At 72.3% G+C, this 25,950-nt stretch carries 22 protein-coding genes; 12 read left to right on the top strand and 10 right to left on the bottom strand.

Going from position 1 to position 25,950, the window contains the following annotated elements; genetic code table 11:
- Positions 1-26: 26 nt before the first annotated feature.
- Together rraA and BJ999_RS08995 are read right to left on the bottom strand one after the other, a co-directional pair.
- A complete protein-coding gene (gene rraA / locus BJ999_RS09000) occupies positions 27-509 on the bottom strand; it encodes a ribonuclease E activity regulator RraA (RefSeq protein ID WP_179832867.1) in 483 nt (160 codons plus the stop codon).
- 27 nt (positions 510-536) lie between these two features.
- The gene (locus BJ999_RS08995) at positions 537-992 is read right to left on the bottom strand and encodes an Lrp/AsnC family transcriptional regulator (protein WP_179832866.1); all 456 of its coding nucleotides are present in this window, start codon (positions 990-992) and stop codon (positions 537-539) included.
- Between the two features lie 207 nt (positions 993-1,199).
- Between BJ999_RS08995 and rocD the strand changes: the two genes are divergently transcribed.
- The 4 genes from rocD to BJ999_RS08975 all read left to right on the top strand — a co-directional run bounded on the left by rocD (position 1,200) and on the right by BJ999_RS08975 (position 5,846).
- Positions 1,200-2,366, top strand: a complete 1,167-nt coding sequence (rocD, locus tag BJ999_RS08990; RefSeq protein WP_179838416.1) for an ornithine--oxo-acid transaminase — start codon at positions 1,200-1,202, stop codon at positions 2,364-2,366.
- 172 nt (positions 2,367-2,538) lie between these two features.
- The gene (locus BJ999_RS08985) at positions 2,539-3,507 is read left to right on the top strand and encodes an LCP family protein (RefSeq protein ID WP_229810439.1); all 969 of its coding nucleotides are present in this window, start codon (positions 2,539-2,541) and stop codon (positions 3,505-3,507) included.
- Positions 3,508-3,606: 99 nt separating this feature from the next.
- Positions 3,607-4,233, top strand: coding sequence for a PadR family transcriptional regulator (locus tag BJ999_RS08980; RefSeq protein ID WP_179832865.1), 627 nt, complete (start codon positions 3,607-3,609; stop codon positions 4,231-4,233).
- On the top strand, positions 4,233-5,846 hold the full coding sequence (locus BJ999_RS08975; RefSeq protein ID WP_179832864.1) for a DHA2 family efflux MFS transporter permease subunit: 1,614 nt from the start codon (positions 4,233-4,235) through the stop codon (positions 5,844-5,846). Before BJ999_RS08980 ends, BJ999_RS08975 begins: the two co-directional genes overlap by 1 nt.
- Positions 5,847-5,851: 5 nt before the next feature.
- Here the strand turns inward: BJ999_RS08975 and BJ999_RS08970 are convergent, their stop codons facing one another.
- The 3 genes from BJ999_RS08970 to BJ999_RS42900 form a co-directional block, all read right to left on the bottom strand.
- Complete coding sequence (locus BJ999_RS08970; RefSeq protein ID WP_179832863.1) at positions 5,852-6,457, bottom strand: DUF6113 family protein; 606 nt, start codon at positions 6,455-6,457, stop codon at positions 5,852-5,854.
- Positions 6,458-6,480: 23 nt separating this feature from the next.
- Positions 6,481-7,380 (bottom strand): N-acetyl-1-D-myo-inositol-2-amino-2-deoxy-alpha-D-glucopyranoside deacetylase, encoded by a 900-nt coding sequence (gene mshB, locus BJ999_RS08965; RefSeq protein WP_179832862.1) that lies wholly within the window; start codon positions 7,378-7,380, stop codon positions 6,481-6,483.
- An 84-nt stretch (positions 7,381-7,464) separates the two neighbouring features.
- Positions 7,465-8,916 (bottom strand): serine/threonine-protein kinase, encoded by a 1,452-nt coding sequence (locus BJ999_RS42900; RefSeq protein ID WP_179832861.1) that lies wholly within the window; start codon positions 8,914-8,916, stop codon positions 7,465-7,467.
- A 171-nt stretch (positions 8,917-9,087) separates the two neighbouring features.
- Here BJ999_RS42900 and BJ999_RS08955 point away from each other — a divergent pair, with 171 nt between their 5' ends.
- Positions 9,088-11,172: a S9 family peptidase gene (locus tag BJ999_RS08955; RefSeq protein ID WP_179832860.1), complete on the top strand. Its 2,085-nt coding sequence runs from the start codon at positions 9,088-9,090 to the stop codon at positions 11,170-11,172.
- A 16-nt stretch (positions 11,173-11,188) separates the two neighbouring features.
- On the opposite strand, the gene BJ999_RS08950 is transcribed toward BJ999_RS08955, so the two are convergent.
- Positions 11,189-12,913 carry an ABC transporter ATP-binding protein gene (locus BJ999_RS08950; protein WP_179832859.1) on the bottom strand — a complete coding sequence of 575 codons (1,725 nt, stop codon included), beginning with the start codon at positions 12,911-12,913 and terminating at the stop codon, positions 11,189-11,191.
- Positions 12,910-14,664 carry an ABC transporter transmembrane domain-containing protein gene (locus tag BJ999_RS08945; RefSeq protein ID WP_229810440.1) on the bottom strand — a complete coding sequence of 585 codons (1,755 nt, stop codon included), beginning with the start codon at positions 14,662-14,664 and terminating at the stop codon, positions 12,910-12,912. Before BJ999_RS08945 ends, BJ999_RS08950 begins: the two co-directional genes overlap by 4 nt.
- Positions 14,665-14,967: 303 nt before the next feature.
- Between BJ999_RS08945 and BJ999_RS08940 the strand changes: the two genes are divergently transcribed.
- From BJ999_RS08940 to BJ999_RS08910, 7 genes are all read left to right on the top strand, one after another.
- Positions 14,968-16,200 (top strand): PP2C family protein-serine/threonine phosphatase, encoded by a 1,233-nt coding sequence (locus tag BJ999_RS08940; RefSeq protein ID WP_229810441.1) that lies wholly within the window; start codon positions 14,968-14,970, stop codon positions 16,198-16,200.
- 201 nt (positions 16,201-16,401) lie between these two features.
- Positions 16,402-17,091, top strand: a complete 690-nt coding sequence (locus BJ999_RS08935; protein WP_179832857.1) for a succinate dehydrogenase cytochrome b subunit — start codon at positions 16,402-16,404, stop codon at positions 17,089-17,091.
- Positions 17,092-17,095: 4 nt separating this feature from the next.
- Positions 17,096-19,033 carry a fumarate reductase/succinate dehydrogenase flavoprotein subunit gene (locus BJ999_RS08930; RefSeq protein WP_179832856.1) on the top strand — a complete coding sequence of 646 codons (1,938 nt, stop codon included), beginning with the start codon at positions 17,096-17,098 and terminating at the stop codon, positions 19,031-19,033.
- Positions 19,033-19,785: a succinate dehydrogenase/fumarate reductase iron-sulfur subunit gene (locus BJ999_RS08925; protein ID WP_179832855.1), complete on the top strand. Its 753-nt coding sequence runs from the start codon at positions 19,033-19,035 to the stop codon at positions 19,783-19,785. Before BJ999_RS08930 ends, BJ999_RS08925 begins: the two co-directional genes overlap by 1 nt.
- The gene (locus BJ999_RS08920; protein WP_338070768.1) at positions 19,689-20,594 is read left to right on the top strand and encodes an arginase family protein; all 906 of its coding nucleotides are present in this window, start codon (positions 19,689-19,691) and stop codon (positions 20,592-20,594) included. The genes BJ999_RS08925 and BJ999_RS08920 overlap by 97 nt, the downstream gene beginning before the upstream one ends.
- A 98-nt stretch (positions 20,595-20,692) precedes the next feature.
- A complete protein-coding gene (locus BJ999_RS08915) occupies positions 20,693-22,480 on the top strand; it encodes a tetratricopeptide repeat protein (protein WP_179832853.1) in 1,788 nt (595 codons plus the stop codon).
- A gap of 4 nt (positions 22,481-22,484) precedes the next feature.
- Positions 22,485-23,078 carry a hypothetical protein gene (locus BJ999_RS08910; RefSeq protein ID WP_179831319.1) on the top strand — a complete coding sequence of 198 codons (594 nt, stop codon included), beginning with the start codon at positions 22,485-22,487 and terminating at the stop codon, positions 23,076-23,078.
- Positions 23,079-23,191: 113 nt separating this feature from the next.
- Here the strand turns inward: BJ999_RS08910 and BJ999_RS43465 are convergent, their stop codons facing one another.
- From BJ999_RS43465 to BJ999_RS08895, 3 genes are all read right to left on the bottom strand, one after another.
- On the bottom strand, positions 23,192-23,812 hold the full coding sequence (locus tag BJ999_RS43465) for a response regulator transcription factor (protein ID WP_179832852.1): 621 nt from the start codon (positions 23,810-23,812) through the stop codon (positions 23,192-23,194).
- A 447-nt stretch (positions 23,813-24,259) separates the two neighbouring features.
- Positions 24,260-25,642 (bottom strand): acyltransferase domain-containing protein, encoded by a 1,383-nt coding sequence (locus BJ999_RS08900; RefSeq protein WP_179832851.1) that lies wholly within the window; start codon positions 25,640-25,642, stop codon positions 24,260-24,262.
- A 75-nt stretch (positions 25,643-25,717) separates the two neighbouring features.
- Positions 25,718-25,942: an MbtH family protein gene (locus BJ999_RS08895; protein ID WP_179832850.1), complete on the bottom strand. Its 225-nt coding sequence runs from the start codon at positions 25,940-25,942 to the stop codon at positions 25,718-25,720.
- Positions 25,943-25,950 lie beyond the last annotated feature (8 nt).

The following is a 25,950-nucleotide window of genomic DNA, read 5'->3' as shown; positions in this document are numbered from 1 at the left end:
CTGGCATCTCGCGCCGTGCGCCCAGGTCAGAGCGGAAGCTCGCGCTCCGCGACGACGATGCCGTCCTCGTCGCTGTAGAGCCAGTCGCCCGGACGGAACTCCACGCCGCCGAACGCCACCGGCACGTCGGTCTCGCCCGCGCCGTCCTTGGCGCTCTTGCGCGGATTGGACCCGAGGGCCTTCGCGCCGAGGTCCAGCCCGCGCAGCGCCGCCACGTCCCGGACCGCCCCGTTGATCACGACCCCGGCCCAGCCATGGGCCACCGCCGCCGCCGCGATCATGTCGCCCATCAGCGCGGACGCCAGCGACCCGGCGCCGTCCACGACCAGCACCCGGCCCTCCCCCGGGGTGCCCAGCCGCCGCTTCACCAGGCCGTTGTCGCGGTGGCAGCGCACGGTCGCGACCGGGCCGGCGAACGCCGTCCGCCCGCCGTACTGCCGGAACTGCGTCTCGCAGCTGCGCAGCTCGTCCCCGAAGTCGTCGATGAGGTCGGCGGTCGCGAAGTCCATGCCGGCAGCCTACTAGTCGGTAATTTCTCAGCCGTAGGGCGCGTCGGTCGGGCGGCCGATGAGCCGGGACAGCACGATCGCCGTCTTGGTCGCGGTGATGTTGTCCTCGCGGCGCAGCCGTTCGAGGGCCTGCTCCAGATGCTGGATGTCGCGGGCCCGCACGTGCACGAGCGCGCTGGCGTCACCGCTGATCGTGTACGCCGCGACGACCTCGGGATGGCCGCGGACGCTGGAGTAGATCTGCTCGGGGGACGTCGCCCCGGTGCAGAAGATCTCGATGAACGCCTCGGTCGTCCAGCCGAGCGCGGCCGGGTCGACCACGGCCGCGAAGCCGTTGATCACACCGTCCGCGCGGAGCCGGTCGACGCGCCGCTTCACCGCGGGGGCCGACAACCCCACCTTGTCGCCGATCTGCGCGTACGAGGCGCGCCCGTCCTCCAGCAGCCGCGCAACGATTCGCCGGTCGAGTTCGTCAAGACGCAACAAATAACACCCCCCAAGTCGGTTTTCATCATTGGTCGGTAGTCATTTCCGAACATACGCTGGGTACAGACCGGCGGCCACCTGACCCGCCCGGCCTCCTCCCCCTCGGCACCGGGAACGCGCCCGGTGTCCCAGCCATGCCCCGGCCGAACCGGCCGGGCCTAGCCGCGAAGGAGCGTCGTGACGCCGACCGACCAGCTGCGAGCGATGTCCGAGGACCACAGCGCGCACAACTACCACCCCCTCCCCATCTTGGTCTCCGAGGCGGACGGCGTCTGGCTGACCGACGCGGAGGGCCACCGCTACCTGGACATGCTGGCCGCCTACTCCGCCGTCAACTTCGGGCACCGCAACCCGCGGCTGACCGAGGCCGCGCGGCGGCAGCTCGACCGCGTCACGCTGGTGAGCCGCGCCTTCGACCACGACCAGTTCGGCCCGTTCGTCGCCGAGCTGGCCGAGCTGTGCGGCAAGGACATGGTGCTGCCGATGAACAGCGGCGCCGAGGCCGTCGAGACGGCCCTGAAGACGGCCCGCAAGTGGGGCTACGAGGTCAAGGGCGTCCCCGCCGGCGAGGCGAACATCATCGCCTTCGAGGGCAACTTCCACGGCCGCACGACCACCATCATCAGCTTCTCGACCGACCCCGACGCCCACGACTCCTACGGCCCCTACACGCCGGGCTTCCGGACCGTCCCGTACGGGGACGTCGAGGCGCTCAAGGCCGCGATGGACGAGAACACGGTCGGCGTGCTGATCGAGCCGATCCAGGGCGAGGCGGGCGTGAACGTCCCGCCGAGCGGGTTCCTGCGCGCCGTGCGCGAGCTGTGCACCGCGGGCGGCGCGCTGATGATCGCGGACGAGATCCAGTCGGGCCTCGGCCGCACCGGCGCCACGTTCGCGGTCGAGCACGAGGACGTCGTGCCCGACGTCTACATCCTCGGCAAGGCCCTCGGCGGCGGCATCATGCCGGTGTCCGCGGTCGTCGCCGACCGGGACGTCCTCGGCGTGTTCAAGCCGGGCCAGCACGGCTCGACGTTCGGCGGAAACCCGCTGGCCTGCGCCATCGGCCGCGAGGTCGTCGCGATCCTGAAGACCGGCGAGTACCAGGAGCGTTCCCGGACGCTCGGCGCCCACCTGCACGACCGGCTCGGCCGGCTGCCGAGCGACCTCGTCCGCGAGGTGCGCGGCCGCGGCCTGTGGGCGGGCGTGGAGCTGTACGGCAGGGCCCGTCCGGTCAGCGAGCGGCTGATGGAGCTCGGCGTCCTCGCCAAGGAGACCCACGAGACCACGCTCCGCCTCGCCCCGCCGCTGGTCATCGAGCGCGACGAGCTCGACTGGGCGCTCGACCAGCTGGAGATCGCCCTCAAGGGCTGACCGCCGGGCCCACCGACCGGGCAGGGGACGCCGCCGGTCAACGGCGCCCAGCGGCGCTCCCTGCCGACCAACCCCTGGTTTGCGTCATCGCAAACCTTGGTCTCCCCCAAGCCTCGGCCAGCGCCCGCCCGGCGCGGCCGACTCCGCCGCGTCCCGCCGGGAGGGTGTGAGGATGCTGCGGAACAGGAGTCGGCGCCGGGTGATCATGGGCTGCGGGGGGCTGGCGGTGGGTCTCGTGCTGCTCCTCGCAGGAGGCCTGTACTTCCTGCAGCGCTTCTACGACGGCGAGGTCAGGCGGGTCTCGGGCGCACTGCCGACCGCCGGCGGGCGCCCGTCCTCCAGCGGGCGCGGCGAGAACTGGCTGCTGATCGGGTCCGACCGGCGCGCCGACATGCCCTCGATGGGCGCCCGCGCCGACACGATCATGCTGGTGCACCTGTCCGGGCGCGGCGACCGGGTGTCGGTGATCGCCATCCCCCGGGACGGCTGGGTGCCCGTTCCCGGGCACGGCCTCACCAAGATCAACTCAGCGTTCGCCCACGGCGGGCCGCCGCTGCTGATCCGGACGGTCGAGCAGCTCTCCCGCGTCCGCGTCGACCACTACGCCGCACTGGACTTCAGCGGGTTCGTGAAGATGACCGACGCCCTCGGCGGCGTGGACGTCACCGTCGCCAAGACCACCCACGACCCCATGCACGACCGGACCTGGCAGGCGGGACGGCACCACCTCGACGGCGCCCGGGCGCTCGACTTCGTCCGGCAGCGCTGGAACCTGCCGGGCGGCGACCTCGACCGGATCAAGCGGCAGCAGGCGTTCCTGCACGCGCTCGCCGCCAAGGCGCTGGACACCCGCAACCCGATCAGGATCGACCGGTTCGTGCGGGCCGCGACGCGCTCGGTGGCCGTGGACGACTCGGTCACGTCGGGAACGCTGCGCCGGCTGGCGCACCGGCTCCTCCGGACCTCGCTGATGGAGTACCTGACGGCCCCGGTCGACCAGACGGCGGAACGCGACGGGCAGAGTGTCGTCCTCCTGGACGAGGCTGAGGCCGGAGAGCTGTTCACCGCCGTCCGGGAGGACCGGGTCGGCGACTACGTCTCCCGCAACGGCGCCGCCAACGCCGTGGACTCCGTCCGCTGACCTGCCCTGATATGCCCGTTTTCTTAAGAACGTGACGAAGGCGGTCCGAGTGGATTAGTCTACGTGGACTAATCGAGTTCGACCATGAAGGCCGCAGGAATGTCCCGACCCCTCACGCCGCTCGCGCTGACCGTGCTGCGCATGCTGTGCGACGGGCCCATGCACCCGTACGAGATGCAGCAGCGCATCCGCGACCACGCCTACGACCAGGCCGTCAAGATCACGCACGGGTCGCTCTACCACTCGGTGGAGCGGCTCGCCGGCGGCTGCCTGATCGAGCCGCTGGAGACCAGCCGGGAGGGCCGACGGCCCGAGCGCACCGTCTACGCGGTGACCAGCGCCGGCCGCGACGCGGCGCAGTTCCGGCTCGCCGAGCTGCTCGCCCGTCCCGCGGAGGAGTTCCCGCTCTTCGGCACCGGGCTGGCGTTCATCAACCTGCTCCCGGAGGACGAGGTCGCCCGGCTGCTCCGCAAGCGGAGCGTCGCCCTGGAGGCGGCGCTCGCGGGTCACCAGGCCGCGCACGACTCGCTCCGCAAGCAGGGCATCGAGCGCTACAAGCTGATCGACCAGGAGTGGCATATCGCGCGCGTGCGCTGCGAGCTCGACTACGTACGGGGGCTCGTCGAGGACCTGCAGTCCGGCCGGCTCACCTGGAAGGACACCGAGCCGCGGGCGATCTGCCATCCGCGGCCACGGCCACGACGCACTGACGATATGGGGGCCTGATGAAGAGGTGGAGCGGAAATCCCTGGGCGATCCTGCTGACGCTCTCGCTCGGATTCTTCATGACGCTGCTCGACCTGACGATCGTGAACATCGCGATCCCGAGCATGATCGACAAGCTTGACGCCTCGCTGGACGAGGTGCTGTGGGTCGTCAACGCCTACATCCTGGTCCTGGCGGTGCTGCTCATCACCGCCGGCCGCCTCGGCGACCTGTGGGGCAAGAAGAACCTGTTCATCGTGGGTGTCGCGCTGTTCACGCTGTCCAGCCTGGCGTGCGGGATCTCCCAGGACCCGGCGCAGCTGATCGCGGCACGCGCCGTGCAGGGGCTCGGCGCGGCGCTGCTGATGCCGCAGACCATGTCCATCATCATCAGCGTGTTCCCGCCGGAGCGGCGCGGCGCCGCGCTCGGCGTCTGGGGCGCGGTGGCGGGCGTGTCCACCATCGCCGGGCCGACGATCGGCGGGCTGCTGGTCACCAGCCTGGACTGGCGGTGGATCTTCTTCGTGAACCTGCCGATCGGCATCCTCGTGCTGGCCATGGCCGTGCCGATCCTGCCCGGCCACACCCGCACGGTCCGGCACCGGTTCGACGTCGCGGGCGTGCTGCTGGCGTCCGCCGCCCTGTTCTGCCTCACGTTCGCGCTGACCGAGGGCCAGAAGTACGAGTGGAACGAGGGCATCTGGGGCCTGATCGCCGCCGGGCTCGGACTTTTCGTGATCTTCGTGGTCTACCAGCGGGGACGCCAGGACCGCGAGCCGCTCGTGCCGTTCTCGCTGTTCAAGGACCGCAACTTCACGATCCTCAACCTCGTCGGCGCGGCCGTCTCGGTCGGCATGATCGGCATGTTCCTGCCGATGACGATCTACCTGCAGTCGGTGCTCGGCTTCAGCGCCCTCAAGGCGGGCCTCGTCATGGCGCCGTCGTCGCTGGTGTCGATGTTCCTCGCCCCGGTCGCGGGCCGGATGTCCGACCGCATCGGCGGCAAGTTCATCCTGATGACCGGCCTGACCCTCTACGCCGTCGGCATGGCGTGGATCGTGCTCATCGCCGATGTCGGCACGAACTGGACCGCGTTCATCGCCCCGCTGGTGGTGTCCGGGCTCGGCATCGGCGGCGTGTTCGCGCCGATGGCCACCGAGGCGACCCGGAACGTCCCGCCGCACCTCGCGGGCGCCGCGTCCGGCGTGAACAACACGATCCGGCAGGTCGGCTCGGTGCTCGGCAGCGCGGCGGTCGGCGCCGTCCTGCAGAACCAGCTCGCGTCGTCGCTGCGGGACCAGGCGGCCACCCGGTCGGCGGCCCTCCCGCCCGACGTGCGCGGCGGCTTCGTGAAGGGCTTCGCGGGCGCCGCCAAGGGCGGTCTGGAGGTCGGCGCCGGGCAGAGCGGGGCACAGCAGCAACTGCCGCCCGGCGTCCCGCCGACCGTCGCGCACCGCATCCAGGAGCTGGCCGGTCAGGTGTTCTCGCACGGCTTCGTCCACGCGATGAGGCCGACGATGTGGCTGCCGATCGGCGTGGTCCTGCTCAGCGCCGCCGCGTGCCTCACCCTCAAGGGCCACAACGCCGGCACGCCCGTCCACAAGGACGCCGAGCCCGCCTCCGTGGCGAGCTGAGACCCCTACCCGCGAGAACGGCCCGCCTTGCCGAGCATCCATTCGCCCGGCGGGCGGGCCGGCGGCACCAGCATGATCCCGATCACGGCGGCGACCATGCCGCCGATGACGAACACGTACCCGGGCAGCGTCGCCGGGACGACGAGATCGCCCTCGGGGCGGCGCATCTGCAGGATGAACACCACGACGCCCCAGACCAGCGCGGGGATCAACGCGCCGAGCCGCCCGCCCATCGCCTTCCCCGACGCCCACGCCATCGCGAAGACCAGCGCGACCAGGACGAGAGCCACGAGCGGGACGGCACCGAGGGACCAGTCCTGCGCGAACGAGCCGAACACGCCGAACACCCCGCCGAGGACGCCGAGCGCGGCGTAGGCGGCGCCGGACACGAACGCGTCGCCGGGGCCTTCGCCGTCGGCCTGCCGCAGGGCGGACGCGCCGGCGCCCTCCGCGGGCTCGGCGGGCTCCGCGGACCCGGCGTCGACGCCCTCCGCGGGCTCGGCCGCGGCGGCCTCCGCGACGTCGGCCTGGGCCTCGGCGTCCTGCGCGCCGGCGTCCGCCGGGAGGTCGTTCTTGGCGAGCCGCACCCGGGCCTGGTCGTCCTTGTCCACGGACGCCAGCGTACCGGGGCCTGTCAGTCCCCCGCGCTCGCCAGACCGGCGAACAGGTCCCGCTCGCGGCGGCCCGGACCGACCGGGCCGAGCTCGCCCGCCTGGAGGATGAAGTACTCGGTGCCGAACGCCTGCTGCCCCAGGTTGTTCGACAGCGCGAAGAACGGCCCGACCTGTTCGGGCGCGACCGTGATCTGGGTGTGGTGGGCGCGCAGCGCCGCGAGCTTGGCGGGCAGGTGGGGGCGGGCGTCCACGACCGTGGTGACCTCCCCGTCCGGGACGCCGGACCCGAGTTCCTCCAGCCCGGCGACGCGGGCGAACGGCAGCCGGGCCTCGCGCATCACCGCGATCGCGCGGGCGAGGACCGTGCGCGGCGCGGCGTAGGCGTAGACCTTGGCCGCCCGCCACGGCTCGGCGCCGTCCTCGTGGGAGGGGTCGGCGGCCAGCTCGAACGCCCGCCATGTGACGCGGTGCGCCTGGATGTGGTCGGGGTGGCCGTAGTTGCCGCGCTCGTCATAGGTGACGATCACCTGCGGGCGGACCTCCCGGATGACGGTCACGAGGTCCCGCGCGGCGGTCGTGACGTCCGCCTGCCAGAAGCAGCGCGGGTCGTCGTTCGTGGGGGCGCCCATCATGCCGGAGTCGCGCCAGCGACCGGCACCGCCGAGGAAGCGGTGGTCGCGGACGCCGAGCGCCTCGCAGGCCGCGGCGAGCTCGCCGATCCGGTACTCGCCGAGGGCGTCCTCCTTGTCGGAGGCCAGGTGGCGCAGGTCTTCGGGGATGACCTCGCCCTCCTCGCCCAGCGTGCAGGTGACGAGGCAGACGTGGGCGCCCTCGGCGGCGTATTTGGCCATGCTCGCCCCGGTCCCGATGGACTCGTCGTCCGGATGGGCGTGGACGAACAGGATCCGCGGCTCCTTCATAGTCCACGAGCCTACTCAGGGCCCGGCATCGCGGCGATGACCGCCCTGCCCCGCGCATCCCGGCGGGGCGCCGCCGGGCCCCGGTCAGCCGCCGGTGCCGGCGCCGCCCGCTCCGGTGCCGCCGTCGCCGCCGCCGTTCCCGCCGCCGGTGCCGGTGCCCCCGGTGCCGCCCGTCCCGCCTCCGCCACCGGGATTGGTGGGCGTGCTCGGCGGCGTCTCGGTGGTCGGCGTCTCGGTCGGGACCTCGCTGGTCGGCGGCTCCTGCGTCGGCTCGGACGTCTGGGGCGGCGGCGTGTTCCGGCGCGTCCGGGTGCGGGTCGGCGTCGGCTGCTCGGGCTCCTCGGACGACGGCTCCTCCGAGGCCGACCCGGAGTCGCTGACCGTCGGGGTGGGCGGGGTCTCCTTGTCGCCGCCGCTCCGGGACGCCATGAACAGGCCCACGACCAGTGCCAGCACGGCGATCGCGGCGATGGCGCCGAAGATCGGCGCCTTGGACTTGCGCTCGGGCTCCCAGTCGCCGTCGTACCGGGCACGGCCGGCCCCCGTCGGGGGCCCCACCGGCGGGAGGGTCCCGGTGTAGTCGCGGGGGGCGACCGGGGGCGCCCCGCGGCCCGGGTGGGTGGCGCCCGCCATCATCCCGGCGCCGGCGAGGCCGCCCGCGGCGAGCGTGGACCCCTCCGCCAGCATCGTGGTGGCCTGGGCCGGGTCGTCCATGCGGGTCTGCCCGGCGCCGCCCGGGCCGCTGCCGATCAGCGCCATCATGATCTGCTGCGCGGTCGGCCGCCGCTCCGGCTCCTTGACCAGGCAGGCACCGATCAGCCGGTGCAGGTCGGCGGGCACGCCGTCCAGCGACGGCGGCTCGTGCATCACCCGGTTGATCACCGCGACGACGGTGTCGTCGCCGAACGGCGGGTGCCCGGTCGCGGCGAACACCATCGTGGTGGCCCAGGCCCACACGTCCACGGCCTCGGTGAGGGTGGCGCCCGCCACCTGCTCGGGCGCCATGTAGGACGGGGTGCCGATCGCCTTGGTCGCGTTGGTCTGCCCGGTGTCCAGGGCCCGCGCGATGCCGAAGTCGATGACCCGGGGGCCGTCCGGCGCCATGATCACGTTGTGCGGCTTGAAGTCGCGGTGCACGATCCCGGCCTGGTGGATCGCGACCAGCGCGGTCGCGGTGCCGATCGCGAGCCGGTCGAGCGGCGCCCCGCCGATCGGGCCGGTCTCGGTGACCTGCTTGTACAGCGACGGCCCCGGCACGTACTCGCTGGCGATGTAGGGCTGGTCGCCCGCGACGTCGGCCTCCAGGACCTGCGCGGTGCAGAACCGCGCGACCTGCTTGGCCGCCTGCGCCTCCCGGACGAACCGGTTGCGCGCCATCGTGTCCCCCGCCAGGTCGGCGCGCAGGAGCTTGATCGCGGCCTGGTTCCCGGAGGCGTCGACCCCGGCGTAGACGACGCCCTGGCCGCCCTCGCCGAGCCGGTCGACGATCTCGTAGGAACCGAGCCGCCGGGGGTCTCCCGGCTGCAGCTCAGGCATTGACAACTCCTCAGCCCGCGAACGAAGAAAGTGCTTGGGGAAGCTTTGAGCTTACGCGAGCGCGGACACGGGCACGGAACATTCCCGTCCACCACGCGACGACCCGTGATCTTAGGGGGAGGAGGCCGCCGTGCGCCGCGGTTCCGGACCGTGCTGGCAGACTCGGATGCCATGAGCATCAGCTTTCCGCGGCAGAGCGCCCGCACGCGACGGTTCAGCCTCGGCGTTCCGCGCGCCTTCCAGATCGCGCCGGACGGGTCGCGCGTCGCCTTCCTGCGCACCCGCGCGGGCGACGATCCGGTGACCTGCCTGTGGACGCTGGACACCGCCACCGGCGAGGAGGAGTGCGTCGCCGACCCGGCCGCGCTGGACGTCCCGGGCGAGGAGGACCTGCCCGCCGAGGAGCGGGCCCGGCGCGAGCGCGCCCGCGAGCAGGCGGGCGGCATCGTCGGGTACGCGACCGACCGCGCCATGGGCCAGGCCGTCTTCACCCTGGGCGGGCGCCTGTACGCCGTCGACCTCGGCACCGCGCTCGTGCGGGAGCTGCCCGCCCGGCCGCCCGTCTTCGACCCGCGCCCCGACCCGGCGGGCCGCCGCGTCGCCTACGTGTCGGGCCGCACACTGCGGGTCGTCGAGCTGGACGGCGGGGAGGACCGTGCTCTCGTGGAGCCCGAGTCCGACCAGGTCTCCTACGGCCTCGCCGAGTTCGTGGCGGCGGAGGAGATGGACCGGATGCGCGGCCACTGGTGGTCGCCCGACGGCGGGACCGTGCTGGTCGCCCGGGTGGACGAGACCCCCGTGCACCGCTGGCACATCGCCGACCCGGCCAACCCTGACCGGCCGCCGGTCGAGATCGCCTACCCGGCGGCGGGCACCCCGAACGCCCTGGTGTCCCTGGTGCTGCTGAAGGTGGACGGCGGGCGGATCGCGGTGGACTGGGACCGCGGCATGTTCCCCTACCTCGTGACCGCCGTCTGGGACCGGCACGGCCTGCTGATCGTCGTGCAGCCCCGCGACCAGCGCTCCCAGCGGGTGCTGCGGGTCGATCCGACCAACGGCGAGACGGTGCTGCTGCACACCGAGCACGACCCCGTCTGGACGGAGGTCATCCCCGGCCTGCCCGTCCGCACGCACGGCGGCGCCCTGGTGTGGGCCACCGAGGACGCCGAGACCGACACCCGCCGGCTCACCGTCGCGGGCGAGCCCGTCACGCCCGGCGGCCTGCAGCTGCGTTCCGTCCTCGGCGTGGACGGCGAGTCGATCCTGTTCACCGCCTGGGAGGAGCCCACCGAGGTCCACCTCTACTCCTACGAGGGCGGCGAGGTGACCCGGCTCAGCGAGGGGCCGGGCGTCTTCGGCGGCACCCGGTCGGGGGACGTCACCGTCGTCTCGGGCGCGCGGCTGGACCGCCTCGGCTCGCAGGCCGAGGTGCGCACGCCGACCGCGGTCCACCCCGTCGCCTCGTTCGCCGAGACCCCGGTGATCACCCCGCGGGTGGAGCTGCTGCGCTCCGGCGACCGCGAGCTGCGCACCGCCGTCGTGCTGCCCACCGGCTGGGAGCCGGGGCACGGCCGCCTGCCCGTCCTGATGGACCCCTACGGCGGCCCGCACGCGCAGCGCGTGCTCGCCGTCCAGCGCTCCTACTGCGAGGCGCAGTGGCTCGCCGACCAGGGCTTCGCCGTCGTGATCGCGGACGGTCGCGGCACCCCCGGACGCGGCCCCGCCTGGGAGCGCGCCGTGCGCGGCGACTTCGTCGGCCCCGTCCTGGATGACCAGATCAGCGCGCTGATCGAGGCGGCCCGCAAGCACCCCGCGGCCCTCGACCTCGACCGCGTCGGCATCCGCGGCTGGTCGTTCGGCGGCTGGCTCGCGGCCCTGGCCGTCATGCTCCGCCCGGACGTCTTCCACGCGGGCGTCGCGGGCGCGCCGGTCACCGACTGGCGCCTGTACGACACCCACTACACCGAGCGGTACCTGGGCCACCCCGACGAGGAGCCGGAGAACTACGCCGACAACTCCCTCCTCGGCAAGGCCGCCGACCTGAAGCGGCCACTGATGATCATCCACGGCCTGGCGGACGACAACGTGGTGGCCGCCCACACCCTGCGCCTGTCCTCGGCCCTCTTGGCCGCAGGCCGCCCCCACACCGTCCTCCCCCTGTCGGGCGTCACCCACATGACCCCGCAAGAAGTGGTCGCCGAAAACCTCCTCCACATCCAGGTCCACTTCCTCAAAGAATCCCTAGGCGCACAGTGACCGCAGGAGGAGGCTTTCAGCTTCTCCAGGAGGCCCAAAGGGCTGCGTAGGAGCCCTGTGCCGCTAGAAGTTCTTCGTGGGTGCCCAGTTCGGTGATGCGGCCGTCCTCCACCACGGCCACGCGGTCGGCGTCGTGGGCGGTGTGGAGGCGGTGGGCGATGGCGACGACGGTCCGGCCGTCCAGGACGGCGGCCAGCGAGCGTTCCAGGCGGCGGGCGGCGCGCGGGTCGAGGAGGGACGTCGCCTCGTCCAGGACGAGCGTGTGCGGGTCGGCGAGGACGAGCCGGGCCAGGGCGAGCTGCTGGGCCTGGGCGGGCGACAGGGTCTCGCCGCCCGAGCCGACGACGGCGTCGAGGCCGGGGCCGTCCCAGTCGACGGCGGCCAGGACCTGGCGGATGTCGTCGTCGGAGGCGCCCTCGCGGGCCATCACGAGGTTCTCGCGGAGGGTGCCGCGGAACACGTGGTGCTCCTGGGTGACCAGCGCGACATGGCCGCGAAGGTCGTCCAGGGTCAGCTCGACCAGGGGGACGCCGCCGCCCGCGCCCACGGTGACCGCGCCCGCGCGCGGGCCGTCGACGCCGGCGAGCAGACGGCCGAGCGTCGACTTGCCCGCGCCGCTGGGCCCGACCATCGCCAGGCGCTCGCCCGGCCGCAGGTCGAGGTCCACGCCGTGCAGGACGTCGTGGCCTCGGCGGTAGGAGTAGTGGACGTCGCGCGCCGCGATCCGCTCGCCGGTGGGCCGGGCCCCGTTCGGCGCGCGGTCGGGCGGGACGTTGCCGACGCCGAGCAGCCGGGCCAGGGACGCGCCGCCGAGCTGGAGCTCGTCCAGCCACTGCATGAGCGTGTCCACCGGCTCGATGAGCTGCTGGGCGTACAGGGTCGCGGCGGTCACCTGCGCGAGCGTCGCCATGCCGTTGATGTAGAGCAGGCCGCCGACGAGCAGCGTCGACACGACGGGTAGGACGAAGCTCATCTCCATCACCGGGAACAGCACCGTGCGCAGCCGCAGGGTGTACCGCTCCACCTTGTAGGACGCCGCGATGTCGGCGTCGCCGCGCTCGTGCCGGCGCTCGGCGAGCCCGAGGGCCTCCACGGTCCGGGCGCCCTGGACGGTCTCGGTCAGCCCGTCGGCGATGCGCGCCCACGACGCGTTCTCCCGCAGGTAGCCGTTGTGGGCGCGGGGCAGGTACCAGCGCATCACCGCCACCAGCAACGGCACCGCGACCAGGGCGGGCAGCGCGACGAGCGGGCCGTTCAGCATCAGCGCTGCGACGGTGAACCCGCCCACGACGACGGCGACGAGGGTCTCCGGCATCGCGTACCGGACGGAGGTGCTCAGCGTGTCCACGTCGCGGGAGGCGCGGGTGACCAGGTCGCCGGTGCCCGCGCGCTCGACCGTGGACAGCGGCAGGGCCATGACGCGGTCGACGAACTCCTCGCGGAGCTCGGCCAGCACCCGCTCGCCCAGCTTCGCCGACGCCAGGTAGGCGTACCGGATCAGCACGCTCTGGACGATCACGAACCCGGCGATGGCCAGCCCGGTGGTGTCGATGTCGGCGCCGCCGTCGCGGACGCCCTCCACCAGCGAGCCGAGCAGCCGCGGCGTGACGAGCCCGGTCAGGGCGGCCAGCGCGTGCAGGGCCAGCACTCCGGCGAGGTCGCGCGGGTGCCGGAGGACGAGCCGCCGCGCATAGGCCCGCACCTGCGCGGGCGTCGCGACGGGCAGAAGCTCGGCGCTCACGTTCCCGCCCTTTCCGCGGTCTCGCCTCGGGTGACGGTCGCCGCGTAGCGCGGCTCGGCGTCCAGCAGTTCCCGGTGGGTCCCCTCCGCGACGACCAGGCCGTCGCGGACGAAGGCGACGTGGTCGGCGCGGTCCAGCATCAGCGGGCTCGTCGTGCACACCACGGTGGTGCGGCCCGCGCGCGCTTCGCCGAGCCTGCCGGCGATGCGCGCCTCGGTGTGCGCGTCCACCGCGCTGGTCGGCTCCACGAGGACGAGGACGTCGGGGTCGGCGGCGAGCGCCCTGGCCAGGCGGAGGCGCTGCTGCTGGCCGCCGGAGAACTCCCGTCCGGCCTCGGCCACGTGCGCGTCGAGCCCGGCCGAGTCGACGACGTCCTCGGCGCAGGCGGCGCGGACCGCCGCCCGGAGCACGGCCTCGCCCGCGCCGGGCGCGAGCGACTCGGCCAGCGGGCCGGAGAACAGCCGGTCCTCGTTGACCGCGACCAGGATCCGCTTCCGGACGTCCTCGACCGCGCGCAGCGGGACGCCGCCGAAGTCGACCTCGCCGCTCTCGTACCGGCCGAGGCGGTCGGCGACGGCCTGCGCGTCGCGCGGATCGGCCGCGGCGATCGCGGTGACCCGGCCCGGCCGCACGACCAGCCCCGAGGCGATGTCGACCAGCTCGGCGTGCGCCGCCGGACGGGCCGTCCCGGTGGCGGGCAGCTCGGGGTCGAGCCGCAGCAGCGCGGTGACCCGGCCCGCCGCCACCAGCCCCTTGGTGATCTTGCTGGCGGCCTCGCCGAGGGTCTTCAGCGGGACGATCAGGAACACCGCGTACCCGTAGAACGCGACCAGCTCGCCGACGCCGATCTCCCCCCGCGCGGCGAACCGGGCGCCGGCCCAGGTGACCAGCGCGATCAGCAGGCCGGGCAGCAGCACCTCGGCGCCGTTCATCCGCGTCTCGGCCCGCGCGACCGCCACCCCCGCCCCGCGCACCCGCTGCGACTCGGCGCGGTAGCGGCCGGAGTACAGCGCCTCGCCGCCGATGCCCCGCAGCACCCGCAGCCCCGCGACCAGGTCGGTGGCGTGCGTGGTCAGCTCGCCGACCAGCTCGCGGTGCGCCTGCTCCCGCTCGCGGTAGGGGCGCAGCAGCGGCGCCGCGGCCACCAGGATCAGCGGGACGCCGACCAGCACGATCAGGCCGAGCGGCGGCGACGTCGACAGCAGGATGCCGGCCACGACGACGATCGCGACCACGGCGCCCGACCCGCGCGCGACGATGTCGATGGTGTCGCCGATGTGCGACACGTCGGAGAGGCCGACGCTCACCACCTCGCCGGCGCTCAGCCGCTTCGGCAGCGTCGAGCCGAGGCGGGTGGACTGCCGGGTGACGAGCTGGACGGTCCGGTACGCGGCGGAAAGCCAGTTGAACACGGCGCACCGGTGCCGGAGCACGCCCGTCACGGCCTGCGCCACGCCGAGGCCGAGCAGGACGGCGGCCCATGTCACGAGGGCGCCCTCGTCCCGCGCCGCGACGCCGTCGCCGATGGCGCGGCCGAGCGCGGCGGGCATGAGGGCCTGGCTGAGCATCCAGGCCACGCCGAGGAGGGCGCCCGCGGTCACGCTTCGCCACTGGACGCGCAGCAGCGAGAGCAGGTAGCGCGCGGGGGATCCGCGATCGGCGCGGGAGGCGCTCCAGGGATCGAGGGACGTCGTTCGCCCTCGCGCAACGTGGTCGGGGCCGCCAGGATCTTTCACCGGCAACGGCTTCACGCGACGAAGGTTATGCAGCGGAACCCTTGGCGCACGACTGGTTTTTCAGCAGCGGAAACTGGTTTCGGCCCGTCCGGAAACACCGACAAAGGCGGGCTCGGGGGGTGCGCCCGGACGCTGGGACACGCTAAGGTCGTCACCGTACGGAGCGATGCTTCCTCCGCTCCATGAGCCGGGACACATGGCGGCTAGGCCCACGCCGCTGCCCCGGCGCGGCCCGTACCGTTCCCCGCTACCGCAGGGACGAGCGGGACGACGCGGTCGTTGCCAGTGCCGTCGCCAGCCCGACATTCCGGAAGCCCTGTGAGCACCATCAGTCACCAGACGCATCCCCTCACGCCAGGTACCGAGGACAGGATCGAGCTGCTCCTCATCGACGACGACCCCACCGACGTGCTCATGGTGGAGAAGATGCTCGCCGACAGCGGCCTGGACGCGGGGATCACCGTCGCGAGCGACCTGGACGCCGCGAGGCGCATGCTGACGCGGCGCACCCAGTGCATCATCGTCGACCTCTCCACGCCCGACATCGACCGGCTGGAGGGGCTGCGGCGGGTGCTGGCGCTGTCCGGCCCGGCCGCCGTCGTCGTGCTGACCGGCCTGGACGACGGCCGCCTCGGCGTCCAGGCGGTCGCCGCGGGCGCCGAGGACTACCTGGTCAAGCAGGAGGTCGACGGGCCGCTGCTGGCCCGCGCGATCCGCTATGCCATAGAGCGCAAGCGCTCGGAGGAGACCGAGCGGCGGCTCGTCGAGGCCCGCATCCTCGGCCGCGAGAACGCCCGGCTGGAGCGCGGCCTGCTGCCGGTCCCGCTGATCGAGGACCCGACGCTGCGTCACCACACCCGCTACCGGCCCGGCCGGCGGCGGGCGCTGCTCGGCGGCGACTTCTACGACACCGTGCAGACCGAGGGCGGCGCCGTCCACCTGGTGATCGGGGACGTCTGCGGCCACGGCCCCGACGAGGCGGCCCTCGGCGTCCAGCTCCGCATGGCGTGGCGGACGCTCGTCCTGGCCGGGCACACCGGCGAGCAGCTGCTCGGCACCCTGGACACCGTCCTCGGGCACGAGCGGCGCAGCGAGGAGATCTTCACCACCCTCTGCATGGTCACGATCGCGCCGTCCCGGCGGACCGCCCGGATGCACCTCGCCGGCCACCCCGCGCCGCTGTTGTTCCGCGGGGCGCCGGGAGCGGGCGGCGAGGTCGCGGCGCTCCCCGACTACGCCCACGGCCCGGCGCTCGGCCTGGTGCCCGGCGCCGAGTGGCCGACCACCGAGATCGATCTCGGCGAGTCCTGGGGCCTGATGCTCTACACCGACGGCCTGATCGAGGGCCGGATCGGCGAGGGCTCGGACCGGCTCGGCACCGACGGCCTGGTCGGCCTGGCCCGCACCGCGCGCGCCCGGGGCGCGGCCGGACGGTCGCTGATCGACGCGCTGGTGGCCGAGGTGGAGCGGCTCAACGGCGACGCCCTGACCGACGACCTCGCCGTGCTGCTGCTGTCGCGGCAGGCCGAAACGGACCGGCCAGGGCGCTGACCACAAGCCCCTGACCTCCGTCAATGTCGCCTGAGTCACTCCCAGGCAGAGTTCCCGCACCCCCTGTGAAGTCCCTCACGCGCACCGGTGTCACGGAACGGACACAAGCCGCGTGCGGCGTGTGTTCATAGCCTGCGGCTATCGCCACAAGTGCGCTCATGACTTGGAAAGAATCGCCGAACCGGACATAGCGTGCAGGTCGTGGCTATAGCGATACCTGCGATCTACCGATCGACCGTCGGCAAGAAGGCCGTGATGGCCGTCACCGGCGGCATCCTCGTGCTGTACCTGGTCGCGCACATGATCGGGAACCTGAAGATCTTCCTCGGCGCGGAGGAGTTCAACCACTACGCGCACTGGCTGCGCACGATGGGCGAGCCCGCGGTGCCGCGCCGGACGGTGCTGACGATCATCGAGCTGGTGCTCGGCGCCTCGGTCGTGCTGCACATGTGGTCGGCGGTGTCGCTCGGCAAGCGCGCGGCGCACGCGCGTCCGGTGAAGTACCAGTCGAAGAAGAAGTCGCACGCGCAGGGCTACGCCGTCCGCACCATGCGGTACGGCGGCGTCATCATCGCCGTCTACATCATCTGGCACCTGCTGGACCTCACGTTCTTCGTCGTGAACCCCAAGGGCGCCGACGCCACCCCCTACCAGCGGATGGTCGCCGACTTCGACCCGTCCCGCTGGTACATCACGGTCTGGTACGTCGTCGCGGTCCTGCTCGTCGGCCTCCACCTCAACCACGGCATCTGGAGCGCGTTCCAGACGCTGGGGCTCCGCAGCCCGCGCAGCCACAACGCCCTGAGGGGCCTCGCCGCGACCACCGCCGCGCTCGTCACGCTCGGCTTCGTCGCCGTCCCCGTCTCCATCACGTTCGGATGGGTGAGCTGATCCCATGACAGACGGCTTCTACAAGTCCGGCGAGCCGATCGCCGACGCCAAGGCTCCGGCGGGCGCCATCGAGGAGCGCTGGACGACCCGCAAGTTCGAGGCCAAGCAGGTCAACCCGGCCAACAAGCGCAAGAAGAAGATCATCATCATCGGCACGGGGCTGGCCGGCGGATCGGCCGGCGCCACCCTCGGCGAGGCCGGCTACCACGTCCAGCAGTTCTGCTTCCAGGACTCCCCGCGCCGCGCCCACTCGATCGCCGCGCAGGGCGGCATCAACGCCGCCAAGAACTACCGCAACGACGGCGACAGCGTGTACCGGCTGTTCTACGAGACGGTCAAGGGCGGCGACTTCCGGTCCCGCGAGTCCAACGTGTACCGGCTCGCCGACATCTCCCGGCAGATCATCGACCAGTGCGTCGCGCAGGGCGTCCCCTTCGCCCGCGAGTACGGCGGCCTGCTCGACAACCGCTCCTTCGGCGGTACGCAGGTCTCCCGCACCTTCTACGCGCGGGGGCAGACGGGCCAGCAGCTGCTCCTCGGCGCCTACCAGGCGCTGATGCGGCAGGTGGACGCCGGGAACGTGGAGCTGTACCCGCGGCACGAGATGCTCGACCTGATCATGGAGGACGGGCGGGCGCGCGGCGTCGTCGTCCGGAACCTGATCAACGGCGAGGTCAAGCACTACACGGCGGACGCGGTGGTGCTGGCCTCCGGCGGCTACGGCAACGTGTACTTCCTGTCCACGAACGCGATGGGCTCGAACGTCACCGCGTCCTGGCGCGCCCACCGGCACGGCGCCCTGTTCGCCAACCCCTGCTACACCCAGATCCACCCGACGTGCATCCCGGTCAGCGGCGACCACCAGTCGAAGCTGACGCTGATGTCGGAGTCGCTGCGCAACGACGGCCGGGTGTGGGTGCCGAAGAAGGCCGGCGACACCCGCAGGCCGTACGACATCCCCGAGGACGAGCGCGACTACTACCTGGAGCGCATCTACCCGTCCTTCGGCAACCTCGTCCCGCGCGACATCGCCTCCCGCGCCGCCAAGAACGTCTGCGACGAGGGGCGCGGCGTCGGCCCCGGCGGGCTCGGCGTCTACCTCGACTTCGCCGACGCGATCGCGCGCCTCGGCCGGGACAAGGTCGAGGCCAAGTACGGCAACCTCTTCGAGATGTACGAGCGCATCACCGGCGAGAACCCCTACGACACGCCGATGCGCATCTACCCCGCCGTCCACTACACGATGGGCGGCCTGTGGGTGGACTACGACCTGGAGTCCACGATCCCGGGCCTGTTCGTCATCGGCGAGGCGAACTTCTCCGACCACGGCGCGAACCGGCTGGGCGCCTCCGCGCTGATGCAGGGCCTCGCGGACGGCTACTTCGTCCTGCCGAACACCATCGGCGACTACATCGCCCGCAACAGCCTCCCCCCGGTCGCCGAGACCGCGGTCAGCGAGGCCGAGGAGCGGGTGCGGACGCGCATCGAGCGGCTGCTGTCGATCGACGGCGACCGCACCGTCGACTCCTTCCACCGCGAGCTCGGCCACATCATGTGGGAGTACTGCGGCATGGAGCGCACCGAGGAGGGGCTGCGCAAGGCGCTGGACCTCATCCCGGCGCTGCGCGAGGAGTTCTGGACGCGCGTCAAGGTCACCGGCAGGGGCGAGGAGCTGAACCAGCAGCTGGAGAAGGCGGGCCGCGTCGCCGACTTCTTCGAGCTGGCCGAGCTGATGGTCGTCGACGCGCTGCACCGCGCCGAGTCCTGCGGCGGCCACTTCCGGGCCGAGAGCCAGGACGAGGACGGCGAGGCCAAGCGCGACGACGACAACTTCGCCTACGTCGCCGCCTGGGAATGGGCCGGGGAGGACGCGCAGCCCGTCCTCCACAAGGAGGCCCTCAACTTCGACTACGTCAAGCCCACGCAGAGGTCGTACAAGTAATGAAGCTCACACTGCGCGTCTGGCGCCAGAGCGGCCCGCAGGACAAGGGCGGGATGGTCGAGTACAAGCTCGACGACGTCTCCCCCGACGCCTCGTTCCTGGAGATGCTGGACGTCCTCAACGAGAAGCTCATCGCCTCCGGCGAGGAGCCGGTCGCGTTCGACCACGACTGCCGCGAGGGCATCTGCGGCATGTGCTCGCTGGTCATCAACGGCACCCCGCACGGCCCGGAGCGCGCCACGACCACGTGCCAGCTCCACATGCGCAAGTTCAAGGACGGCGAGGTCATCGACATCGAGCCGTGGCGGGCCAGGGCGTTCCCGGTCGTCAAGGACCTGGTCGTCGACCGGTCGGCGTTCGACCGGATGATCCAGGCGGGCGGCTACATCTCCGCGCCGACCGGCACCGCCCCGGAGGCGCACGCGACGCCCGTCCCGAAGCCCGACGCCGACCGCGCGTTCGAGGCCGCCGAGTGCATCGGCTGCGGCGCCTGCGTCGCGGCCTGCCCGAACGGCTCGGCCGCCCTGTTCCTCGGCGCCAAGGTCACCCACCTCGGCCTGATGCCGCAGGGCCAGCCCGAACGCTGGGACCGCGTCGTGTCCATGCTGGACACCCACGACCAGGAGGGCTTCGGCGGCTGCACCAACACCGGCGAGTGCACCGTCGCCTGCCCGAAGGGCATCCCGCTGGACGTCATCGGCCGGCTGAACCACGACTACCTGAAGGCCACCGCCGGCGGGAAGAAGCGGTAACCGCCGCCCCTCGTTCTCGGTCCCGCCCGGAGCACCGGGCGGGACCGTTCTACTGTGTCCGCATGAACGTCACGCTTCTCCCCTACCACCAGGACGAACGGCTCCCCGACGCGTCCTTCCCCCTTTCCGGTCTCGATGTCGTCCCCGTGACGCCGGACCTGCCCGACGGCGACGTGTGGCAGCGCGTCGCGGCACTGTTCGAACCGGTCGTCGCCGAGGTCGCCCGCCAGATCGACGGCGGTTCGATGCCGCGCGTGGTGTCGGGCGACTGCCTGACCGCCGAGGCCGTCCTCGCGGGCGTGCAGAAGGCCGGGGTGGACGCCTCCGTCGTCTGGTTCGACGCGCACGGCGACGTCCACACGGTGGACAGTTCGACGTCCGGCTACCTCGGCGGGATGCCGCTCCGGCAGATCCTCGGCGCCGACACCGCGCTCCTCCCCGACCGGCTGGGCCTGCGCACGCTGCCGGAGGACCGCGCCGTCCTGGTGGACGCCCGCGACCTCGACCCGGCCGAGGCGGAGTTCCTCGCGTCCTCGCAGGTCCGGCGCTGCCCGGTCGACGACGTGGTGCTGCCCCCCGGCCCGCTGCTGCTGCACATCGACGTGGACGTCATCGACGCCGGCGAGATGCCCGGGCTGAAGTTCCCCGTCGGCGGCGGGCCGTCCTACGACGCGGTGGTCGCGTCCGTCCGGCGGATCATGGCCACCGGCCGCGTGGCCGCCCTGGACGTCGCCTGCCCCTGGCATCCGCCGGAGGGCGACGACGACGCCGTCCGCACCCGGCTGCTGAAGGATCTCCTGACCGCCTGATCCGACCGCCGACCGGTCCGCTGAAGCGCTTCGACAGGCGCTGATCTTGCCGTAGCATGCTGCTGCACATGCATGAGGGGGTGCATATGCATGAGCTAATGCACTGTGCAGGCGGCGCCGGCCCGGCGGTGCACCGGACGATCCTGTGCCTGGACGTCGAGGGCTACGGGCGCCGCACGAACGGGGACCAGCTCGCCGTGCGGGCGGGCTTATACCGCGCCCTGCGGCGGGCCCTCGACGAGTCCGGCGTGCCCGCGGCCTCCTGCTACTGCGAGGACCGGGGCGACGGGGCCATGATCCTCATCCGCCCGGACGTGCCGAAGGAGCTGCTGGCCGGCGCGTTCCCGGCGCGGCTGGCCGCCCTGCTGGCACGGCACAACGGCGGCGCCCCGCCGGACGCCCGCATCAGGGTCCGCGTCGCCGTGCACGCCGGCGAGATCCACCACGACGACCACGGCGTCGCCGGCACCGCGATCAACAAGGCGTTCCGGCTGCTGGCCGCCGACCCCCTCAAGGACGCGCTGCGCGACTCCCCCGGCGTCCTCGCCCTGATCACCTCCGGCTGGTTCTTCGAGGAGGTCGTGCGGCAGAACCCCGCGTGCCGCGCGGCCGCGTTCCGGCCCGCGCAGGTCGCGGTCAAGGAGCTCCGGGAGCAGGCCTGGATGCGGCTGCCGGACTCCTGGCCGCATGCGGACAGTGCCCGGACCCTCCGGCTGCTCGCCCTGCACCCCGGCGCGGAGATCTCCGTCCCTGCCGCGGCCGTCCTCATCGGCGTCCCCGACGCCGAGGCGCGGCTCCTGCTCGGCGACCTCGGCCTGGTGGAGCGCGGCGAGGGCCGGTACGGCGTGCCCGCCCCCGATCCCGGCCGCGACCCCGGCCCCGCGCTCGCGCCGCAGGAGCGCTCGGCCGCCGTCCGCCGCGTCCTCGCCTGGTATCTCGGCACCGCCGACAACGCGCGCCGCCTGCTGTGCCCCGACCGCATCACCGCCCCGCCGCTGCCGGACGAGCCGGGCCGCGCCCTCCGCTTCGCCTCCGCGGACGAGGCCCGGCGCTGGTGCGAGACCGAGCGGCCCAACCTGGTCGCCGCCGCCCGCGCCGCCGCCGACGAGGGCCACCACGACATCGCCTGGCGGCTCCCGCTCGCCCTGTGGACGTTCTTCTTCCTCCGCGGCCCCTGGACCGACCGGAGCGAGGCGCTCCGCAACGGTCTCGCGTCCGCGCGCCTCCTCGGCGACGACCGCGGCATCGCCTACGTGCTCGGCGGCCTCGGCTACGCCAGCCAGAGCCGATGGCGGTTCGAGGAGTCCGTCGAACTGTTCACCGCGGCGTGCGAGGTGTTCTCCCGGCTCGGGGACGTGCGGGGCGAGGCGTGGACCCTGCACGGGCTCGGCTACGCCTGCCGCCGCCTCCAGCGGTACCGCGAGGCCGTCGCCCACCACCGCCGGTCGGTGCTGCTGGCCGCCGCGGTGGGCGACCGCCGCAACACCGGACGCGCGCTGACGGCCCTCGGCTACGCCTACGCCGGGCTCGCCGACTTCGGCTCGTCCCTGGACCACTTCGAGCAGGCCCACGGCATCGCACTGGAGGCCGACGGGCGGACCCTCGGCTGGACCCTGCACGGCCTCGGCTACGCCCACCACGGCCTGCGCCGCCTGCACACCGCCATCGTCCACTACGAGAAGGCGCTGAACGTCTTCCGCGAGTTCGGCGACCGTCCGGGCCAGGGCGAGACCCTCTACAATCTCGGCCGCGCCCACATGCAGATGTCCCGCCCCGACGCCGCCCGCGACTGCTGGCTGCTCGCCCTCGCCATCTTCGAGGACCTCCGGACCCCGCAGACCGAAGGCGTCCTCGCCCGCCTCCGCTCCCTCGATCCGAGATCATGAGGAGATGACCCTCCAGCAGCACATGCGCCGGGCCGCCGAAGACGCCCTGCGCTCGTTCCCCGAGGCACTCCTCCCCGACATCTACGTCATCTCGCTCCGGATCTCGCACGGCGAGTTCTCGACCGTCCACGAACTCTGGGACTACCCCTACGACCCGTACATGGCGATCGGCTACAACACCGAGAGCAACGTCCGGCAGAACCTCGAAGGCTCCTCCGCGGACCCGCTGGAGGTGCGCTGGAACTACGCCTGCATGCTCCTGGAGGAGTCCGGGCCGGCGGGACACCACCCCGCCGACCCCGAGGGCACCGCCCTCTACCTGGACGAGGTGAAGCGCCTCGGCCTCTGGTACGAGCCGGACGAAGACGCGGAAGCCGAGCAGGACGAGCAGGACGAACGGCTCTGCGCCCACTTCGACGACCTCTGCATCGACGCCGCGCGGCACCTGCACTCCACGGGCCTCGTCCAGAAGGTGCTGGGTCGCGAGGTGCCGATCATCCTCTTCGACATGTTCCGCGTCATCGAACCCGGCGCCACCCAGGCGGCCAACCCGCCCCGCCTCGTCCCCGCCGGCTACCTGACCTTCCAACAGGGCTGACGGACGCCGGGCCGGGGCAATGGGCGGGGAATCGGCATCGGCGACCGGCCTGGCGCCTGTCCGGAAGGTACAAGGGAAGGATGGGGTTACTCGCCCATCCTCACCTCCTCGTTCTACTGGGCGTGCCGAATTCCAAAGCCGGAGACCGCCTGAACTGCGGCCCTGGTCAGCTCCGCCTTGTTTCCGAGGTTGAGCTTGCCGCGTATGCGCTTGACGTAGGTGTCCACCGTGTGACGGCTGATCCCGAGATGCCGGGCGATCTGGCCGTGCGTGTATCCGTTCGCGATGCAGTCGAGGACCTGTTGTTCGCGAAGTGACAGCTGGTCGGTCGCCGCCGGAGTCTCCAGGAACGACGACACCTCGTTCGGAATCACCATCCGTCCCGCCGCCGCCGTTCGGACGGCGTCCAGGAGGGTGTTGACCGGAGCATCAGGGTGCAGGACGCCGCGGGCTCCGGCGCGTAAGCACCGCACGGCCTCCTCCCTTTCCTCGGGCCCGCGAGCCCAGCTCAGAATGAGGACCGAGGTCTTGTGGGACAACTCCGTGATCTGCCGTCCGCGCGCGACGCCGTCGGACGGACAGAATCCCAGAAGGACGACGTCGAGCGTGTTCGACGGTACGCCGTTCGTGTTCGATTGAGAAACCTCAATTGTCACTTCTTGCGCTTTATTGAACACATATCGTAGTCCGTGCAGGATGACAGGTCGTGGATCGATGATGCCAAGACGGATCACTTCACCCCCAACGATTGCGGGCTTCTGCTCTTCGCGCGTGCCGGGCGAACCTCATCCGGGCCACGTCAGAGAAGAGTAAGTTTCCGTAAGGGAACTCGTGAGGAAGGTGTTTTCTGCAGGGGTTTCAGATTGTTCCGCATCCAATGATCTATGAGGTGCGCCAGTTATTCAAGGCTCCCGAGCAATAAATGAGACGACTCTTCCTGGCCATCGAATAACTGCAGGTAGATCAACCTCCGGCACGAATCACGGTCCGCTCACGCCGATCCGTGCCGTCTCGATCCGCTCGGTCCGCGGATTCACAGCCGACCCGTCCGGCGGTGGACGCCCGTCACACCGCCGAGGCGGTCGGCCCGACCACCGGACCGCGGAGCGCGTGGGCCGGCGCGGCACCGTCGTCCACCGCATTCATCGCCGGACCTTCGATTCGCCATCCGGTCATGAGAATCAGCGCTTCGTTTCCGTCTGGTCACCTTCGAACACGAAGTGTGGCAGGCGCTCTCTCGGCCCGTCAGGGAACAGGGCCGGCCAATTCACGTCCACACCCTCCACCCACAGGCGGCCCAACGCCGTCAGCACGCCGGCCACGTCCGAATCGCGGGCCGCCGTTGTGGGAAGGGTGCTCAGAATCGTGCCGTCCGGTCGTCGGCCGGGATGTTGCTGGACCAGCGTGCCGAGCGTTCGGCCCGCACCGACCTCCACCAGTATCGGTGCCGGCAGACGCCAGAGCTCGGCCAGTTCGTCCTCGAAGCGGACGGTCCGGGACATGTGCTGTGCCCAGTATTCGGGGCTGGTCGCCTGGACCTCGGTCAGCCACGTTCCGGTGACATTCGACAGCAGCGGGATGGTGGGCGGACGCAGCGGGAACCCGGCGGCCAGTTCACGCATCCCCTCCTCGAACGGCTCGAGCATCGCCGTGTGGAAGGCGTGCCGGGTGGGCAGCCGCAGGCTGGCCACGCCCTCGGCCGCGAGCCGCCTTTCAAGGCGTTCCACCGCCGTGATCCGGCCGCCGACCACCGAGAGCCGCGGACCATCGGCCGCCGACAGCGACAGCTCACCGTCGAGGTGGTCGGCGAGGTGGTCGGCGCCGAGCATCACCGCGACCATCGCACCCTCGGGTGCGGTCTCGATCAGCTTCGCCCGGCGCGCCACCAGTTCCAGCGCGTCCTCCGGTGCCAGCACCTCCGCCGCACACGCGGCGACGTATTCCCCCAGGCTGTAGCCGGCCAATGCCGTGGGACGGATTCCCGCACCCATCAGGAACCTGGCCAGCGCGTACTCGACGGCGAAGACCAGGGGCTGGGCCGTCGCGGTCCGGTCCAGCTCGCCGGACCGTTCGTCCCGGCCGAGCAGCCGGGCCAGGTCGAGTCTGCCGTGCGGCCCGTCCGCCGGCGGCGCGGCCTCGCCGTTCTCCGGATAGAGGATTTCACGCAGATCCCGGCCGAGCTGGTTTATGAGGACCTCGGCGCAGTGGTCGAGCGCGCTACGGAAAAGGGGTTCGCTCCGGTAAAGGCCGGCCGCCATCCCGGCATAGTGGTCACCGACCCCGGGGAAAAGAAAGGCGAGGGGACGCTCGGCCGTCGTCGCGTGTCCGATGTGCGTCTCGCGGGCGGCCGGGGCCTGGAGCCGCCGCGCCGCGTCGGCGCAGTCGCGCGCCACCAGTGCCAGGCGGTGCGGTAGCCGCGGCCGGTCATGGACCAGGGATCCCGCCACCGCGGCGAGCGGAAGGCTCGGCCTGCCGGCCAGGAACCGAGCCAGCCCGCGTGCGGCCGCGGCAAGTTCGTCACTGGATGAGGCTGACAGGACGACGAGCTCGTAGGGCCTGGTCACACTGTTCCTCTCGGTGCGGGGCCCCGGGGACGGCCCCTCAGGGCGGTCCCCGGGCCTACGGTGGTCTGAGCGGGATCAAGAAGAGCCGGGGACCGCCTGGGAATCCATCTGCCTGCGCAGGCTCAGTGGCCGCATGTCCGTCCACACCTGGTCGATGTGGGCCAGGCACTCAGGCTTGGTTCCCCGGGTGCCCTCCGCGCGCCACCCCGCCGGGATCTCCCGGTCCTCCGGCCAGATCGAGTACTGCTCCTCGTGGTTGGTCACGACCCGGTAGGTCCGCTCGTCGTCGTCATCGAACATTTCCCTCT

The sequence above is a fragment of the Actinomadura citrea genome (genome assembly GCF_013409045.1).
In the GTDB taxonomy this organism is placed as follows: domain Bacteria; phylum Actinomycetota; class Actinomycetes; order Streptosporangiales; family Streptosporangiaceae; genus Spirillospora; species Spirillospora citrea.
This window is presented reverse-complemented; position numbering and strand designations above follow the sequence as displayed.

Excerpts from the sequence above, each read along its gene's own strand:
- rocD (WP_179838416.1), top strand. The coding sequence starts at position 1,200 with ATGTCCGAGGACCACAGCGCGCACAACTACCACCCCCTCCCCATCTTG.
- mshB (WP_179832862.1), bottom strand. The coding sequence starts at position 7,380 with ATGAAGGAGCCGCGGATCCTGTTCGTCCACGCCCATCCGGACGACGAG.
- BJ999_RS08980 (WP_179832865.1), top strand. The coding sequence starts at position 3,607 with ATGTCCCGACCCCTCACGCCGCTCGCGCTGACCGTGCTGCGCATGCTG.
- BJ999_RS42900 (WP_179832861.1), bottom strand. The coding sequence starts at position 8,916 with ATGCCTGAGCTGCAGCCGGGAGACCCCCGGCGGCTCGGTTCCTACGAG.
- rraA (WP_179832867.1), bottom strand. The coding sequence starts at position 509 with ATGGACTTCGCGACCGCCGACCTCATCGACGACTTCGGGGACGAGCTG.
- BJ999_RS08985 (WP_229810439.1), top strand. The coding sequence starts at position 2,539 with ATGCTGCGGAACAGGAGTCGGCGCCGGGTGATCATGGGCTGCGGGGGG.
- BJ999_RS08915 (WP_179832853.1), top strand. The coding sequence starts at position 20,693 with ATGCACTGTGCAGGCGGCGCCGGCCCGGCGGTGCACCGGACGATCCTG.
- BJ999_RS08955 (WP_179832860.1), top strand. The coding sequence starts at position 9,088 with ATGAGCATCAGCTTTCCGCGGCAGAGCGCCCGCACGCGACGGTTCAGC.
- BJ999_RS08910 (WP_179831319.1), top strand. The coding sequence starts at position 22,485 with ATGACCCTCCAGCAGCACATGCGCCGGGCCGCCGAAGACGCCCTGCGC.
- BJ999_RS08895 (WP_179832850.1), bottom strand. The coding sequence starts at position 25,942 with ATGTTCGATGACGACGACGAGCGGACCTACCGGGTCGTGACCAACCAC.
- BJ999_RS08925 (WP_179832855.1), top strand. The coding sequence starts at position 19,033 with ATGAAGCTCACACTGCGCGTCTGGCGCCAGAGCGGCCCGCAGGACAAG.
- BJ999_RS08930 (WP_179832856.1), top strand. The coding sequence starts at position 17,096 with ATGACAGACGGCTTCTACAAGTCCGGCGAGCCGATCGCCGACGCCAAG.
- BJ999_RS08975 (WP_179832864.1), top strand. The coding sequence starts at position 4,233 with ATGAAGAGGTGGAGCGGAAATCCCTGGGCGATCCTGCTGACGCTCTCG.